Source organism: Usitatibacter palustris (genome assembly GCF_013003985.1).
GTDB lineage: Bacteria > Pseudomonadota > Gammaproteobacteria > Burkholderiales > Usitatibacteraceae > Usitatibacter > Usitatibacter palustris.
Genome location: NZ_CP053073.1, coordinates 2,298,837 through 2,315,284 on the forward strand (window position 1 = coordinate 2,298,837; position 16,448 = coordinate 2,315,284).

Here is a 16,448-nt window from a genome sequence, read left to right on the forward strand (position 1 = left end):
GAGAACGTCAGGCGGTGAGCACCTCGAGGTGCTCGACCACGCAGCGACCCAAAGCCACCGTGTTGTAGCCGCCTTCGAGCGTGGAGACGACGCGCCCATTCGCATGCGCATCGGCCACTTCGACGAGCTTCTCGGTGACCCAGCGATAGTCCTCGTCCTCGAACTCGAGGTACGCGAGCGGATCTTCGCGATGGGCATCGAACCCGGCCGAGACGAAGACCATCTGGGGCGAGAAGCGATCGAGCGCGGGCAGCCAGAATTTCTCGACGGCCTCGCGAAACCCTTCCCCGCCGGTCATCGCCGCAAGCGGCACGTTGATGATGTGCTCGTTGCTGGAATCCGAGCCGCAGTACGGGTAGTACGGGTGCTGGAAGGTCGAGCACATCATCACGCGCGGGTCTTCGTGGAATGCATCCTCCGTGCCGTTGCCGTGGTGCACGTCGAAATCGAGCACGGCCACGCGCTCCAGGCCGTGCGCTTCGAGCGCGTGCATGGCGCCGACCGCGACATTGTTGAAGATGCAAAAGCCCATCGGCCGGTCGGGCGTGGCGTGGTGGCCCGGCGGGCGCACCGCGCAAAACGCATTGCGCGCCTTGCCTTCCATCACGAGGTCGACTGCGCGCACCACCGCACCGGCCGCGCGCAGCGCCGCCGAGAGCGAATGCGGATTCATCGACGTGTCGGGATCGAGATAGGCGTAGGACGCCTGCGGAGCGGAATCGAAGATGAGGTCCACGTGCTCGGGGGCATGCACGCGCAGCAACTGCTCGCGCGTGGCTTCGGGGGCTTCATGGACCTGCAGGAGAGGTGCCAGCCCCGCGGATTCGATCGCGCGGAGGATCGCCTTCAGCCGCTCCGGAGATTCCGGATGATGCGCGCCCATCTCATGGCGGACGCAGTCGGGGTGCGTGAGGAGCGCGGACGCCGTCATGCGTCCGTGTCAGAACGACAGGCGCTGGATCGAACGCGATCCTGAGAACGTCGGCAGGTTCGCCGCGGGATTGCCGGCGGGCAGGCCCGCGGGCGGCGCGATGTTGTAACTGAAGGTTGCCGCATCGGCGCTGGTGAAGGTGAACGTGAAGGTGCCCACCTGCTGCACGGCGTAGTTGTTCGTGTTCCAGGCGAGCGCGAACGGCGTGCCCACCGTGGCGTAGACCGCGCCCGTGAACTGCGTCGGCGTGGTCCAGGTGCCCGAGGGCATCGACAGCCACATCGGCTTGAAGTCGCCGGCGGTGGCGGTATCGGTTTCGGCGACACGCGGATCGTAGGTGTACCAGAGGGCGAAGAGCTGGTTCGACGTGGTGCTCTGCGACAGGCTCAGGCCCTGCCCCGATTCGCTCGGGTTCCACCACAGGTCGGTGTAGTTGATCGTCGGAACGGCTTGCGCGCGTGCACCGGTGGCGATGGCGAGAAGCGTGGCAGCGAGGATCAGGCGAAGCATGGTGCGGTCTCCGGGGAGGTCAGGATATTGTATTCTCGAATCCATACAGGTGATCGACCCGTAAACCGCTGACAGGGTTCCCTTATTCCATGCTCGTCGAAGATCCGCGCAAGCTCGCCAATCCCATCGAGGACGTGATCGCCCAGGCCGGGCGCGTCATTCTCGGCAAGGAGCGACAGATCCGCCTTGCGATGGCCTGCATCCTCGCGCGCGGCCACTTGCTCATCGAGGATGTCCCGGGCGTGGGCAAGACCACGCTTTCGCACGCGCTCGCGCGCCTGCTGGGCCTCGATTACCAGCGCATCCAGTTCACCTCCGACCTCCTGCCCGCCGACGTGATCGGCGTATCCATCTTCGACCGCGAAAGCTCCACGTTCCGTTTTCATCCGGGCCCCATCTTTGCGCAGATCATCCTCGCCGACGAAATCAACCGCGCGAGCCCGAAGGCACAGAGCGCGCTGCTCGAAGCGATGGAAGAGCACCAGGTTACGGCCGAGGGCGAGACCCGGATGCTGCCCGAGCCGTTCTTCGTGATTGCCACGCAGAACCCGCTCCACCAGGTCGGAACGTTCCCGCTTCCTGAATCGCAGCTCGATCGCTTCCTCATGCGCATCCAGCTCGGCTACCCGGATGCGAAGGCCGAGCGCGAACTGCTGCGCGGCGAGGAGCGCCGCGACATCATCGCGCACCTCAAGCCCGCGATGACCCGCGACCAACTCATGGAGATCCAGCGCGCAGTGCCGGCGATGCAGGTCTCGGACGCGTTGCTCGACTACGTCCAGGCGCTCATCAGCCACACGCGCCATTCGCCGCGCTACACGCAGGGCCTGTCCCCTCGCGCCGGGCTCGCGGTGCTGCGTGCCGCGCAGGCCTGGGCGCTCATGCAGGGCCGCCGCCAGGTGCTCCCCGAGGACGTGCAGGCGATCCTGCCCTCCGTCGTGGGCCACCGGCTCCATGGCAGCTCCGACGCCGTCAAGGGCGGATTCGATGCGGCGAAGGACCTGGTGACCAGCGTCGCGATTCCGTGACGCTCGCCAATCTTCGCCAGTCCGTCTCGGACTGGATCTTCCGGGCGCGGGTGCCCGAAGTCGCGCCCGTCACGCTCGTCCAGCGGCGCATCTTCATCCTCCCCACGCGCCAGGGCTATGTGTTCGCCTTCACGCTGATGCTGCTGCTCATCGCGTCGATCAACTACACCTTGTCCCTGGGCTTCCTGCTCACGTTCCTCCTCGCTGCGATGGGCGGTGTCGCGATGCTGCACACGTGGCGCAACCTCGCCCACCTCAAGCTTCGTCCCGGGCGCAGCGATCCGGTGTTCGCCGGCGAGATGGCGCGCTTCGGCGTGAGCGTGGAAACGCCGTCGCGCGCGCGCTTCGCGGTGGCCATGCGGCGCCGCGGCGACGAGGCCGAGGTCGTCGACGTCGAGACGGGCAACCTCGCGGGCGTGCACCTCACCGTGCCCGCGCGTCGCCGCGGTCGCCTCGATTGCGGCCGCGTCGAGATCTTCACGCGCTATCCGGTCGGCTTCTTCCACGCGTGGTCGTACTTCGACTTCGGGCAGAGCGTGATCGTCTATCCGCGCCCCGATCCGCTCGCGGGCCTGCCGCCGATGCACTCGCGCAATGAATCGGAGGAAGGCATTCCCATCCCGGGCGATGACGAATTCAACCTCCTGCGCCCCTATCGCCCCGGCGATCCACCGCGACAGATCGCCTGGAAGGCGCTCGCGCGCGGGCAGGACCTGCTCACCAAGGAATTCAACGCCACGGCGTCGAGCGAGCTGTGGCTCGACTGGGAGCAAACGCGCGCCAACGATGCCGAAGCGCGCCTCTCGGCGCTCGCGCACTGGGTGATGGAGTCGGAGCGGCTCGGGCAGAGCTACGGGCTGCGCCTGCCCGGCACGTCGATCGCGCCGGGGCGCGGTGACGCGCACCGCGCGCACTGCCTCGAAGCGCTGGCCCTGTTCGGCGATCCCCGACCGCAATGAACGCCGTCGTCGTCGCGCCCACGCTCGACATGCGCAACGTCATGTGGCTGCTGGCCGCGATGACGTTCGTGGTGGCGCCGCACATGGAGCGGGCACCCCTGTGGGTCGCGGCCTTCTGCGCCTGCGCCGTAGGGTGGCGCGGGTGGATCGCCTGGTCGGCGCTGCGCTTCCCGCCGCGCTGGCTGGTGATCGCAATCACGCTCGGCGCTTCCGCCGCGATCTTCCTCAGCTACGGCCGCCTCCTCGGACGCGACGCGGGCGTGACGCTGCTCATCGTGATGGTCGCGATGAAGCTGCTCGAGATGCGCACCCAGCGCGAAGTCGTGCTGTGCGTGTACCTGGGCTTCTTCCTGGTCATGACGAACTTCCTGTTCTCGCAGTCGATCCCGCTCGGGATCTATCTGCTCGCCTGCGTGTGGCTGTTCGTCGCGACCCTCGTGGGGTTCCATCGCACCGCGCGGCCGCCGACGATCCGCGAGCGGCTGGTACCCGCCGCCGCGCTGCTCGCGCAGGCGCTGCCGCTGATGGCGGTCCTCTTCCTGCTGTTCCCTCGCGTGCAGGGTCCGCTGTGGGCGCTTCCGCAGGATGCACGCGCGGGACTGTCGGGACTTTCGGATTCGATGACGCCCGGCACCATCTCGCAGCTCATCCAGTCCGAGGCGCTCGCGTTCCGCGTCCAGTTCGAGGAGAAGATCCCGCCCTTCGAGACGCTCTACTGGCGTGGGCCCGTGCTCTGGTCCTTCGATGGACGCACGTGGAAAATGCCCGAGTTCTCGCCCGCGGGAAATCTCGACTATCCGCGCACCGCGCGTCCCGTGCGCTACTCGATCACGATGGAGCCGCACGGCAAGCACTGGGTGTTCGCGCTCGACGTGCCCGGCTCTTTGCCCCCCGGTGTTGCCGTGCGCTTCGACCAGCGGCTCCATTCGGTGCGACCCATCGACGCGCGCATTCGCTACGACATGACGTCGTACCTGGACTACCGCCTGGGCTCGCGCCTGCCGCCGATGCTGCGCGACTTCGCGCTGCGCTTCGATGAAACGCGCAACCCGCGCACCGTGGCACTGGGCCGGCAGTGGGCCGCGGAGACGCCCGACAAGGCCGCGCTCGTGAACCGCGCGTTCCAGTACTTCAATCGCGAGTTCACCTACACGCTCGAGCCGCCGCTGCTGGGAGATCGCGATCCGTACGACGAGTTCCTCTTCACGACCAAGCGCGGGTTCTGCGAGCACTACGCGGGCGCCTTCGCGTTGCTGATGCGCGCCGCGGGCGTTCCCTCGCGGGTCGTGACCGGCTACCAGGGCGGCGAGATCAATCCGTTCAACAACGAGCTCATCGTGCGGCAGGCCGATGCCCATGCATGGACCGAGATCTGGCTCGACGATCGCGGCTGGGTACGGCTCGATCCGACCGCGGCCGTGTCGCCCCTGCGCGTCGAAGGCGGCGTGAACGCAGCGCTCGGCCCGATCGGCGCCTTCTCCTCGTTCCTCGCGGCCGACAAGCTCGGCGTGCTCTCGAGCCTGCGCTACGGCTGGCACATGCTCAACAGCCAGTGGGATCAGTGGATCGTGGGCTACAACACGGACCGCCAGCGCCAGCTTTTCTCGCGCTTCGGGCTGGGATCGGCCGACTGGCGCAGCCTGCTGCTCTGGCTGGTGGCCGGCACGTTGGTCGTGGGCATCGCGATCGGATTGGGGCTGCTGCTGCGCGACATGCCGCGGCGCGGCGAAGCGTCGCTCACCGCGTGGCGCCGCTACTGCGCGAAGCTCGCGGCCTCGGGCCTTGCGCGCGCGCCCCACGAAGGCCCGCTCGATTATCTCGCGCGCGTCTCGGCCGCGCGCCCGGAGCTCGCGCCGCAGGCCGAGGCGATCACGCACAGCTACGTGCAGGCGCGCTACGGGGGCGGCGCGACGCGCGAGGAGCTGCGCGAGCTGCGCCAGCGCGTGCGCGCCTTCCGCGTGGCCTGATGGCGACCGCGCGCCGCAACGACCCCTGCCCCTGCGGCAGCGGCCTTCGCTTCAAGGAGTGCCACGGCAAGCTCGATGGCGCGGCATCCTCGACGCCCGATCCGCAGTCACTCATTCCGCAGGCGCTCGCCGCGCACCAGCAAGGACGCATCAAGGACGCCGAACGCCTCTATCGCCAGGTGCTCGAGGTCGCGCCCGGCCATGCAGTCGCCACCCATTACCTCGGGATGATCGCGTGGCATCGTGATGACCCGCGCAGGGCCGAGGAACTGATGCGGGCCTCGATCGCCGCGGACGCGAACGTTCCCGACTTCCACAACAACCTCGCGCTGCTGCTGGGCCAACAGGGACGCACGCAGGAGGCGATCGCGGGCTTCGAGCGCGCGCTCGCGGTCGATCCCTCCTGGTATGAAGCGCGCAACAACCTGGGCCTCGCGCTCGAGGATGCGTTGCAATGGAAAGCGGCCGAGGCCGCGTACCGCGAAGCGATCGCGCTCTCCCCCACCTTCGCGCAGGCTCACCAGAATCTCGGACGCCTGCTGCTCGCACTCGGCCGCTTCGCCGAGGCGTGGGACGCGTATCGCTGGCGCCACGTCGCGCGCGGCTTTGGCGCGACACCGGCAGCGAACGCAGCGCGCCTCCCCGCGAACCTCGACGGCCGCCGCTTCGCGCTCGTCAGCGAACAGGGTGTCGGCGACGTGGTGTTCTTCCTTCGCTTCGCACCGGAGCTCGCGAAGCGCGGCGCACGGCTCGCATTCCGCGGCGATACGAGGTTGCACGGGATGCTCGCGCGAACCGGCTTGTTCGATCTCGGCCTCGCGCCCGAGAACGCGCGCCTCGACGATCTCGAACCCCTCTTCGTGGGCGATTTGCCGTGGCTGCTCTCGGCTAACGATGTCGCCACGCTCCCCGCGGCATTGCCGCTCTCGCCGCTGCCGGAACGCGTGAGCGCGATGAGAGAACGCCTCGAAGCCACGGGCCCCCATCCCTGGATCGCGCTCACCTGGCGTGCCGGTGTCGCGCCAACAGGAACGGCGCGCGGCCAGGTGAAGACATTCCCGATCGCCGGACTGGGTGCAGCGCTTCGCGGCACGAGTGCGACGTGGATCGGCATCCAGCGAAGACCCGAATCGGGAACGCGCGAAGCGATGGAGGCCGCGTTAGGTACGCGCGTCCACGACTTCTCCCCGTGGAACGAGGACCTGGAGGACATGCTCGCCCTGCTCTCGCTCGTCGACGACTACGTGGGGCCGAGCAACGCGAACACGCACCTGCTCGCCGGGCTCGGAAAGACGCAGCGCGTGCTCGTGCCCAATCCGCCAGAATGGCGCTGGATGACCGGTGCTACGGAATCGCCGTGGTTTCACGGCTCGCGCGTGTTTCGACCGAGCGCGGCCGGCGACTGGGCGCCGGCGTTCAGCGAGCTCGCTGCGCTACTGCGCCGGTAGGACCTTCTGCGGGTCGACGGGCTTGCCCTGCTTGCGCACTTCGAAGTGCAGCTTCACCTGGTCGGCGTCGGACGAGCCCATCTCGGCGATCTTCTGGCCCTTCTTCACGTCCTGCTGCTCCTTCACCACGATCGCATCGTTGTGCGCGTAGGCCGAGAGCCACGTGTTGTTGTGCTTGATGATGACGAGCTTCCCGTAACCGCGCAGGCCCGCACCGGCGTACACGACGCGCCCCGCGGACGCGGCGACCACCGGCGTGCCCTTCTTGCCGGCGATGTCCATGCCCTTGGTCGAATCGGTAAAGGGCGCCAGCACCTTCCCCTTCACGGGCCAGACCCACTCGATTTCTTCCGCAGCGGTCGCGGCCGGCGGCGGCGCGGGCTTTTCGGGTTCGGGCGTGATCGATGCGGGCGGCGGCGCCGGCGCGACCGGGGCGGGTGAAGGCGCGGGAACCGCAGGCGCACCGGGCGTGGTGAGCTCGGGCGTGCTGAACTGCGCCAGTGCCTTGTCCGAGTAGGGAACCTTCTGGCCGCGCGGCTCGACCTTGAGCTGCGGCGTATTCGCGAGCGGACGCGCTTCGATCGGCGTGCCGGGCAGTGCGAGCGGCGTGGTCACCGTGCCGATCGGGCCCGCCATGGTGCCCGGATCACCCGCTGCGCCCAGCACGAGCACGCGCCCGACGCTGATCACGTTCACATTGGTGATGTTGTTCCAGGCCGCCAGCTCGCGGTAATCGAGGCCGTACTGCAGCGCGATGCCGACGAGCGTCTCGCCGCGCTTGACCGTATGCGTGGGAATGGGCTTGGGGAGCGGCTTCTCGGGCGCGGGCGGTGGCGCTTCGACGACCGGCGCCGGGGGCGGAGCGCGCTCGGTGACGGGTGCGGGTTGCCGTGATGCGCATCCCGCGAGAGCGAGGATGGCGAGCGCCGTGAGGATCTTGGTTTTTTTCATGTGTAGGAAGGATAAGCCCGCGGCCGGTAAGTTCACTTTCAGCCGAGCCCCGGCACGAGCGGCACGAAGCGGACGGCCTCGCGCTTGATCTCGGTGAAGCCCTTCTCGGTGCGGTCGATCACGTAGAGCCACTGGTCGTCGGTGCCCACGGGCAGGACCAGGCGTCCGCCCACCGCGAGCTGTTCCTTGAGCGCGGGCGGAATGTGGCTCGCCGAGGCCGCGGAGAGGATGCCCTCGTACGGCCCGCCGACTGCGTAGCCCGCATGGCCATCGGCATGCTTGAAGCGCACGTTGTAGAAGCGCAGGTCGCGAAGGTGGCCGCGCGCCTTGTCCATCAGCGGTGCGATGCGCTCGAGCGTGTAGACCTCCTTCACGAGGCGCGCGAGGACCGCCGTCTGGTAGCCGCAGCCGGTGCCGATCTCGAGGACTTTCGCGGGCGTGCGGTTCTCGAGCAGCAGCTGGGTCATCAACGCGACGATGAAGGGGCTGGAGATCGTCTGGCCGTGGCCGATGGGCAGCGGCGTGTCCTCGTAGGCGCGCGAGGCGATGCCTTCTTCGACGAAGGCGTGGCGCGGCAGCTCCGCCATCGCACCCAGCACGCGTTCATCGGTGATGCCGTCCTTGCGAAGCTGCTCGATCATGCGCATCTTCGTGCGCTCGCTGGTCATGCCGATACCGCTGCGCGCGTTCACTTCGTCATCCAATCCATCCATTCGCGCAACGCGGGAAGCTGGTCGGCATGCGTGAGGTCCACCTGCAGGGGCGTGACCGACACGGCGCCGTGTTCGAGTGCGTGGAAATCCGTCCCCGGACCGGCCTCGCGTGCGGCGCCGGCCGGACCGACCCAGTAGATCGTCTCGCCGCGCGGGCTCGTACCCTTCACGACCGGCTGCGCCTTGTGGCGGCGCCCGAGGCGCGTGACCTGCACGCCCTTCAGGGCCTCGTAGGGGACGTCGGGCACGTTCACGTTGAGGAGGATGGGCGAGCCGAAGGGCGCGGCGGCCAGGCGCTCGACGAGCCCGCGGGCCACCTTGGCCGCCGTGGCGAAGTTCTCGAACTTCGTGCCGACGAGGGAGACCGCCACGGAGGGAATGCCCAGCAAATAGCCTTCGGTGGCGGCGGCGACCGTGCCCGAATAGAGCGTGTCGTCGCCCATGTTGGCGCCCGTGTTGATCCCGGAGACCACGATGTCGGGCTCGAAATCGAGGAAACCCGTGACCGCCAGGTGGACGCAGTCGGTGGGCGTACCGTTCACGTACCAGAAGCCGCTGTGCGCGCGGCGCACGGAAAGCGGACGGTCCAGCGTGAGCGAGTTGGAGGCGCCGCTGCGGTCGCGCTCGGGGGCCACGACGGTGACGGTGCCGAGGCTTGCGAGGCCCTCGGCGAGCGCGGCGAGGCCCGGAGCGTAGTAGCCGTCGTCGTTCGAGAGGAGGATGCGCATTTCGGGGGGCGGGGGAAACAAGCGCCTTTGCGCTCGCACTTTTCGTCAAATTATACCTGCCGCCTTGCCGTTAGAATCGGTCGGACTCCAAACATCGGGCTAATCCATGACCGACCGCTTCCGACGTCCGCTCGCCGCGGCCCTCCTCCTCGCCTGCGGCAGCGCCCTGGGCGCCGCGCTCGACATCGACGGCCTCGCCCGCGACGTAGGCCCCTGCACGGACTTCTACCAGTTCGCCAACCGCCGCTGGCTCGATACCACGCCGATGCCCGACGATCGCTCCACCTGGGGCACCTTCTCGGTGGTTCGCGAACGCAACGAGCGCACGCTGGAAAGGATCCTCGCCAATGCGATGAAGTACCCGCCGCGCGCGGGCTCGGCGCAACGCAAGGCCGTGGAGTACTTCGCGAGCGGCATGGATCGCGAGGCCATCGTCGCGGCGGGCCTCAAGCCCCTGGCGCCGTACTTCGCACGGATCGAGGCGGCCCAGGACGCGGCGAGCCTGCGCCAGGCGCTGGTCATGCTGCGCATCTCGGGCATCAACGCCGGTTTCTCGTTCAGCGTCCGGCAGGACGCGAAGGATTCGGCGACGTACCTCGCGGAGATCGGCCAGGGCGGCCTCGGGCTTCCCGATCGCGACTACTACTTCAACAACGACGAACGCTCGAAGCAGTGGCGCACGGCCTATCGCACCCACATCGAGCGGCTGTTCGCGCTCGCCGGGGACTCGCCCGAATTCGCCGCGCGCAATGCCGAGCTCGCCTTCACGCTCGAGCTCGCGCTGGCGCATGCCTCGATGAACAACATCGAACGCCGCGACGTCGATCGCACCTACAACAAGACGACCGTGGCGCAGCTCGCGGAGTCCGCGCCGCAGTTCGCCTGGGCCGACTACTTCACCGCGCTGGGCGTGCGCGACCTGAAGGACGTGAACCTCGCGCAGCCCGACTTCATGAAGGCCTTCGCGCGGCTCACCGCCGAGCGGCCGCTGCCCGAGTGGCGCGCCTACATGCGCTGGCACCTGCTCAACGCAACGGCCGGAAAGCTCAGCCGCGATTTCGAGGACGCCGACTTCCGTTTCAACGAAACGGTGCTCAAGGGCACGCGTACGCCGCTCGAGCGTCCGGCGAAGGTACTCGAGGTGATCAACGGGCGCACCGGCGGCGAGCCGATGGCCCAGGCGCTCGGGCTCCTCTATGTCGAGAACGCCTTCCCCCCGGAAGCGAAGGCCAAGGCGCTCGCACTCATCGAGAACCTGAAAGCGGCCCTCGGCGAGCGCCTCGAGGGTCTCGACTGGATGAGCGATGACACGCGCGCGCGAGCACTCGAAAAGCTCTCGGCGATCAAGGCGAAGGTGGGCTATCCCGACCAGTGGCGCGACTACGCGGACGCCGACGTGGGGCCTTATCCGTTCGTGGAGAACTGGCTGCGTGCCAACGCCTTCCACACGCGGCGCCAGGTCGCCCTGCTCGGAAAGCCCGTCGACCGCGGCGAGTGGCTCACCGCGCCGCAGATCGTGAACGCGTTCTACAACGCGCGCCTGAACGAGATCGTCTTTCCGGCCGGGATCCTGCAGCCGCCCTTCTTCGACGCGAAGGCCGACGACGCCGTGAACTATGGCGGCATCGGCATGGTGATCGGCCACGAGATCACGCATGGCTTCGACGACCGCGGCCGCCGCTTCGATGCGCAGGGCAACCTGCGCGACTGGTGGACCGCGGAAGATGCGAAGCGCTACGGCGACCGCGCGCGCAAGGTCGAGGAGCAGTACGGCAGGTACGTGGGCGTCGAGAACACGAACGTGAACGGCAAGCTCACGCTGGGCGAGAACATCTCCGACATCGGCGGCGCCAAGATCGCATACGTCGCGCTGCAACGCGCGCTGCAGGCCAATCCCACGCCGAAGATCGACGGCTACACCCAGGAGCAGCGCTTCTTCATTTCCTTCGCGCAGATCTGGCGCAGCCGCTACCGCCCCGAGCAGGAAAGGCTGCTGCTGCAGACCGACTCGCATTCGCCGCCGCGCTTCCGCGTGCAGGGTGTCGTCACGAACATGCCCGAGTTCGCGCGGGCCTTCTCGTGCGACCCGGCGAGGACGCTGCGGGTCGAGGGGGAGCGCGTCAACATCTGGTGACTGCGGAGTTGCGGCGAGGAAGGCCGCCTTTGCCCGGCCGCCCGTGCAAGCTGCGCCGCATCTCCTTGCACGCTCAGACAGTCCTCGCCGCGCGGCATCGACACCTTCGACCATCCTGCATGTCGAAGCGGCGGCGCTCGGTCAGCCACGACGATCGCGATGCCAGGGTAAGGCGCGGCAAGGGCGTCGAGGGATCGCCGATTTTCGAGCGAGCCGAGCGATCTGGAAAAGGCCGGGGTTTCGGCACGGTCGAGACAAGTTGAGGGCCGAAGCGCCTTCAACGGTAGAGAGGTTGACGATCAGACCGTGCCGCCGGCCCTTTTCCAGATCGTGAGGGGCACGCATCACGACGGTGATGCGACGCAGCTCGCATGAGGCGATCCCTCGACGCCCTTGCCGCGCAGGCTCGCGAGCGGGAGCGCGTCAACATCTCGTGAGTAATCGGTCCATACTCCCGGCGTCGGAACCCTCGGAAGGACGACCATGAACAGACCGCTTTCGCGGCGCAACCTCATTCGTGCGGCTGCTGCTGCCGGCGCCTGGCTCGCTCTGCCCTCGGCCGTCCGCGCGGCGATGGGACCGAACGACAAGTTCGATCTCGTGATCAAGGGCGGCGAGGTGCTCGACCCCAGCCAGAACCTGCGCGCCGTTCGCGATGTCGGCATCCGAAACGGCATCGTCGAAGCGGTCGACGCGGATATTCCGGTCGCGCGCGCGCTTCGCGTGATCCAGGCGGGCGGACGCCTCGTGACGCCCGGCCTCGTCGACCTGCATGCGCATGTCTTTCCCTACGGCTCGGCGATCGGCATTCCGGCTGACGAGTTGGTCCCCTTCCAGGGCAGCGCGACCGCGGTCTCCGCAGGAGATGCCGGCGCGAACAACTTCGCCGCGTTCCGGCGCTATATCGTCGGCAGCACTCGCACGCGGCTGTACGCCTTCGTTCACATCGCCAACATCGGGCTCGCAGGATTCCCGGTGCCCGAGCTCTACAACATCGACTACGCTCGGGCGGAGGATGCCGCGCGCACGGTGGCCGAGAACGCGGACCTCGTCATCGGCATCAAGGTGCGCATGAGCGAGAACGTGATCGCGAAGCACGGCCTCGAGCCGCTCAAGCGCGCCATTCGCGGCTGCGAGCTCTCCGGCGTGGCCGGCGCCAAGGTGATGTGCCACATCGGGGGCGTCGAAACGCCCGAGCTCATGTCGCAGATCCTGGACTTGCTGCGCCCGCGCGACATCCTCACGCACTGCTACTCCGGCGCGCCCAACATCGCCGGCAAGTTCACCAACATCGTCCAGGATGGAAAGCTCCTGCCCGCCGCACTCGAAGCGAAGAAGCGCGGCGTCGTCTTCGATGTCGGCCACGGAGGCGGCAGCTTCGACTACACCATCGCCGAGGCGGCCATCGCGCAGGGCGCCACGCCCGACACGATCTCGTCGGACATCCACGTCTTCTCGGGCAACACGCCGGGCATGCCCTATCTCACGTGGGTCATGAGCAAGTTCCTGAACATGGGATTCACGCTCGAGCAGGTCGTGGGCATGGCCACGGTGAACGCAGCGCGCTCGATCGGGAAGCTCCCGAAGCTGGGCACCCTGCAGGTGGGCGCGCCCGGCGACGTCTCGATCCTCGAGGTGGTCGACGGGCCCGTGGAGTTCGTCGACACGCGCAACAACAAGCGCGCCGGCAAGGTTCACATCCGCCCGGTGCAAACCGTGGCGGCCGGCGTGGTTTTCGGCCGGCCCTACGCAGCGCCGTTCAGCGTTCGCTGATCACTCGGTGATCGGCACGCAGGAGCAGAACAGGTTGCGATCGCCGTAAACGTTGTCGGCCCGCGCCACGGGTGACCAGTACTTCGCGGCGCGCAGGCTCGCCAGCGGATACGCGGCGCGCTCGCGCGAGTACTTGTGCGACCAGTCGTCGGCAAGAACCGCTTCGGCCGTGTGCGGCGAGTGCTTGAGCGGATTGTCCTCGCGGTCCATCGCGCCCTCTTCCACCGCGCGGATCTCCTCGCGAATGGCGATCATCGCTTCGCAGAAGCGATCGAGCTCGGCCTTGGATTCACTTTCGGTGGGTTCGACCATCAGCGTGCCGGCGACCGGGAACGACATCGTCGGCGCGTGGAAGCCGTAGTCGATGAGGCGCTTGGCGACGTCCTCGACCGAGATGCCCGACGTTTCCTTGAGCGGCCGCAGGTCGAGGATGCATTCGTGCGCGACGAGGCCGCCGGGACCCGAGTAGAGCACCGGGTAGTGCGGCCCGAGACGCTTGGCGATGTAGTTCGCGTTGAGGATCGCCACCTCGCTCGCTCGCGTGAGGCCCTCGCCGCCCATCATCGCGACGTACATCCACGAGATCGGGAGGATCGACGCGCTGCCGAAAGGTGCGGCCGAGACCGCGCCGATCGCATCGGGAGACCGTGCGAGATGGCGATGGCCCGGCAGGAACTTCGCGAGATGCGCCCCGACCGCGACCGGACCCACACCCGGGCCGCCACCGCCGTGCGGAATGCAGAACGTCTTGTGCAGGTTCAGGTGCGAGACGTCGCCGCCGAACTGCCCGGGCGCGGTGAGGCCGACCATCGCGTTCATGTTGGCGCCGTCGACGTACACCTGGCCGCCAAACTTGTGCACGACTTCGCAGATCTCCGTGATGCCCGCCTCGAACACGCCGTGCGTCGAGGGATAGGTCACCATGATCGCCGCGAGGTCCTGGGCATGCGCCTCGGCCTTCTTGCGAAGGTCCGCGAGGTCCACGTTGCCCTGCGCATCACAGGCCACGACCACGACCTGCATGCCGACCATCTGCGCGGAAGCCGGATTGGTTCCGTGCGCGGAGCTGGGGATGAGGCACACGTTGCGATGCCCTTCCCCGCGGCTTTCGTGCCACGCCTTGATGATGAGCAGCCCCGCGTATTCGCCCTGCGAGCCCGCGTTGGGCTGCAGCGACACCGCGGCATAGCCGGTGGCTTCGCACAGCATCCGCTCGAGGCTCGTCACGAGCTCGCTATAGCCCTGCCACTGGCTCACCGGCGCGAAGGGATGGATCGCGCCGAACTCGGGCCAGGTGACCGGGATCATCTCGCTCGTGGCGTTCAACTTCATCGTGCACGAGCCCAGCGGGATCATCGAGCGGTCGAGCGCGAGATCCTTGTCGGCGAGGCTGCGCAGGTAACGCAGCATTTCCGTCTCGGAGTGGTAGCGGTTGAAGACCGGATGCGTGAGGTATTCGGACTTGCGCGCGATCGACGCATCGAGCTTGTCGAGCGCGGTCGAGTCGAGATCGGCCACCGAGAACGACGCCGCGGAACCGGCGAAGATCGCCCAGAGGCTTTCCACATCCGTGCGCGTCGTGGTCTCGTCGAGCGAGATGCCGAGCGATACGCCGGCCATGCGCAGGTTCACGCCCGCCGCTTCGGCGCGCGCGACGATTGATTTGGTCTTGTCGCCGGTCGCGATGGTGAGCGTGTCGAAGAAATTCGTGGTCGGCACGGTGAAGCCCAGCTTCACGAGGCCCGCCTTGAGGATCGCGGTAAGGCGATGCACGCGATGGGCGATGTGCGCGAGGCCCTGCGGGCCGTGGTAGACCGCGTACATCGAGGCCATCACCGCCAGCAGCACCTGCGCCGTGCAGATGTTCGAAGTCGCCTTCTCGCGGCGGATGTGCTGCTCGCGCGTCTGGAGGGCCAGGCGATAGGCGCGTTGTCCACGCGCATCGACCGTCACGCCCACGAGGCGCCCGGGCATGCTGCGCTTCAGTTCGTCGCGCGTGGCCATGTAGCCCGCGTGCGGGCCGCCGAAGCCCATCGGCACGCCGAAGCGCTGGGCGGAGCCGACGGCCACGTCCGCGCCCCACTCGCCCGGAGACGTAATCAGCGTGAGCGCAAGAAGGTCCGCGGCCGCGATCACGAGGCCGCCGCGCGCATGCACGTTCGCCGCGAGTCCGTGGAAATCGCGCGTCTCGCCATCGACGCCGGGGTATTGCACGAGCACCGCAAAGGCATTCGCTTCCGCGAGCTTCGCGGAGGGCAACACCTGCACCTCGATGCCGAGCGGCTTCGCGCGCGTGAGGATCACGTCGAGCGTCTGCGGGAAGACATCGTCCGCCACCGCGAAGACCTTGGTCTCGAGCGTCGTCGAGCGCAGGCACAGCGTCATCGCCTCGGCCGCGGCGGTCGCCTCGTCGAGCATCGACGCATTCGCGATCGCCATGCCCGTGAGGTCGGTGACCATCGTCTGGAAGTTGAGCAGCGCTTCCAGGCGGCCCTGCGAGATCTCCGGCTGGTACGGCGTGTACGCGGTGTACCAGGCGGGGTTCTCGAGGATGTTGCGAAGGATCACGCCCGGCGTGTGCGTGCCGTAGTAACCCTGGCCGATGAACGAGCGGAACACCTGGTTCTTCGCGGCGAGGCGGCGGATCTCCGCGAGGGCCTCGGCTTCGTTCAGCGCGGTGCGCAATTGCATCGGCTTCTTGCGACGAATCGCGGGTGGGACCACCGCATCGATCAGCGCCGCGCGCGTGCCGTAGCCCAGCAGGCCCAGCATCTGCGCTTCGTCGACCGCGTCCGGGCCGATGTGGCGGCGCTCGAACGCACCGTGATCCTCGAGTTGCGCGAGGCTTTGCGCCGGCGCCTTGGCGTGGGTATCCATTATTCGGAGGCGACCTTCTGGTAGGCGGCGGCATCGAGGAGCTTGTCGACGTCGCCCGCGTTGTCGGGCTTGATGCGGAACATCCACGAGGCGTAGGGCGCCGTGTTCACGGCTTCGGGCGCCTTCGCGAGCTCGGCGTTGGCGCCGACGATCTCGCCGGCGATCGGTGCGTAGATGTCGGAGGCAGCCTTCACGCTCTCGACGACACCGACGGCTTCACCGGCCGAAACCTTGCGACCGGCCTTGGGTGCCTCGATGAAGACGATGTCGCCGAGCTGCTCCTGGGCGTGGTCGGTGATGCCCACCGAGATCGCGCCATCGGCTTCGCGCTTCAGCCACTCGTGGGAATCGGTGTATCGCAGGTCCTTGGGGATGTTCATGTCGGTCTCCTGGTTCGCCCTCTCCCTTGGGAGAGGGTCGGGGTGAGGG

At 67.9% G+C, this 16,448-nt stretch carries 13 protein-coding genes; 6 read left to right on the forward strand and 7 right to left on the reverse strand.

What is annotated here, in order from left to right; translation table 11 throughout:
• Positions 1–7: 7 nt before the first annotated feature.
• On the reverse strand, positions 8–931 hold the full coding sequence (locus DSM104440_RS11230) for a histone deacetylase family protein (protein ID WP_171162640.1): 924 nt from the start codon (positions 929–931) through the stop codon (positions 8–10).
• A gap of 9 nt (positions 932–940) precedes the next feature.
• The gene (locus DSM104440_RS11235; protein WP_171162642.1) at positions 941–1,441 is read right to left on the reverse strand and encodes a hypothetical protein; all 501 of its coding nucleotides are present in this window, start codon (positions 1,439–1,441) and stop codon (positions 941–943) included.
• An 89-nt stretch (positions 1,442–1,530) separates the two neighbouring features.
• Between DSM104440_RS11235 and DSM104440_RS11240 the strand changes: the two genes are divergently transcribed.
• Genes DSM104440_RS11240 through DSM104440_RS11255 form a run of 4 tightly spaced genes read left to right on the forward strand, consistent with a single transcriptional unit; the run spans position 1,531 to position 6,843 of the window.
• A complete protein-coding gene (locus DSM104440_RS11240; protein ID WP_171162644.1) occupies positions 1,531–2,469 on the forward strand; it encodes an AAA family ATPase in 939 nt (312 codons plus the stop codon).
• The gene (locus DSM104440_RS11245) at positions 2,466–3,428 is read left to right on the forward strand and encodes a DUF58 domain-containing protein (RefSeq protein WP_171162646.1); all 963 of its coding nucleotides are present in this window, start codon (positions 2,466–2,468) and stop codon (positions 3,426–3,428) included. Before DSM104440_RS11240 ends, DSM104440_RS11245 begins: the two co-directional genes overlap by 4 nt.
• Positions 3,425–5,395, forward strand: coding sequence for a transglutaminase TgpA family protein (locus DSM104440_RS11250; protein WP_171162648.1), 1,971 nt, complete (start codon positions 3,425–3,427; stop codon positions 5,393–5,395). Before DSM104440_RS11245 ends, DSM104440_RS11250 begins: the two co-directional genes overlap by 4 nt.
• Positions 5,395–6,843 (forward strand): tetratricopeptide repeat protein, encoded by a 1,449-nt coding sequence (locus tag DSM104440_RS11255; protein ID WP_171162650.1) that lies wholly within the window; start codon positions 5,395–5,397, stop codon positions 6,841–6,843. Before DSM104440_RS11250 ends, DSM104440_RS11255 begins: the two co-directional genes overlap by 1 nt.
• Here DSM104440_RS11255 and DSM104440_RS11260 read toward each other — a convergent pair.
• From DSM104440_RS11260 to surE, 3 genes are read right to left on the reverse strand one after another with little or no spacing between them, the layout of a single operon-like run.
• Positions 6,829–7,794 carry a peptidoglycan DD-metalloendopeptidase family protein gene (locus DSM104440_RS11260; RefSeq protein WP_171162652.1) on the reverse strand — a complete coding sequence of 322 codons (966 nt, stop codon included), beginning with the start codon at positions 7,792–7,794 and terminating at the stop codon, positions 6,829–6,831. The genes DSM104440_RS11255 and DSM104440_RS11260 overlap by 15 nt on opposite strands.
• A gap of 38 nt (positions 7,795–7,832) precedes the next feature.
• Positions 7,833–8,462, reverse strand: coding sequence for a protein-L-isoaspartate(D-aspartate) O-methyltransferase (locus DSM104440_RS11265; RefSeq protein WP_171165902.1), 630 nt, complete (start codon positions 8,460–8,462; stop codon positions 7,833–7,835).
• A 20-nt stretch (positions 8,463–8,482) separates the two neighbouring features.
• Positions 8,483–9,235, reverse strand: coding sequence for a 5'/3'-nucleotidase SurE (gene surE, locus DSM104440_RS11270; RefSeq protein WP_171162654.1), 753 nt, complete (start codon positions 9,233–9,235; stop codon positions 8,483–8,485).
• 106 nt (positions 9,236–9,341) lie between these two features.
• On the opposite strand from surE, the gene DSM104440_RS11275 reads away from it, so the two are divergent.
• Together DSM104440_RS11275 and DSM104440_RS11280 are read left to right on the forward strand one after the other, a co-directional pair.
• Positions 9,342–11,369, forward strand: a complete 2,028-nt coding sequence (locus DSM104440_RS11275; protein WP_171162656.1) for a M13 family metallopeptidase — start codon at positions 9,342–9,344, stop codon at positions 11,367–11,369.
• Between the two features lie 483 nt (positions 11,370–11,852).
• On the forward strand, positions 11,853–13,142 hold the full coding sequence (locus tag DSM104440_RS11280) for an amidohydrolase family protein (protein WP_171162658.1): 1,290 nt from the start codon (positions 11,853–11,855) through the stop codon (positions 13,140–13,142).
• Here the strand turns inward: DSM104440_RS11280 and gcvP are convergent, their stop codons facing one another.
• The gene (gcvP, locus tag DSM104440_RS11285; protein ID WP_171162660.1) at positions 13,143–16,019 is read right to left on the reverse strand and encodes an aminomethyl-transferring glycine dehydrogenase; all 2,877 of its coding nucleotides are present in this window, start codon (positions 16,017–16,019) and stop codon (positions 13,143–13,145) included. It lies immediately after the preceding gene.
• Entirely contained in the window at positions 16,019–16,399 is a 381-nt protein-coding gene (gene gcvH / locus DSM104440_RS11290) for a glycine cleavage system protein GcvH (RefSeq protein ID WP_171162662.1), read from the reverse strand. Before gcvH ends, gcvP begins: the two co-directional genes overlap by 1 nt.
• Positions 16,400–16,448: the final 49 nt, after the last annotated feature.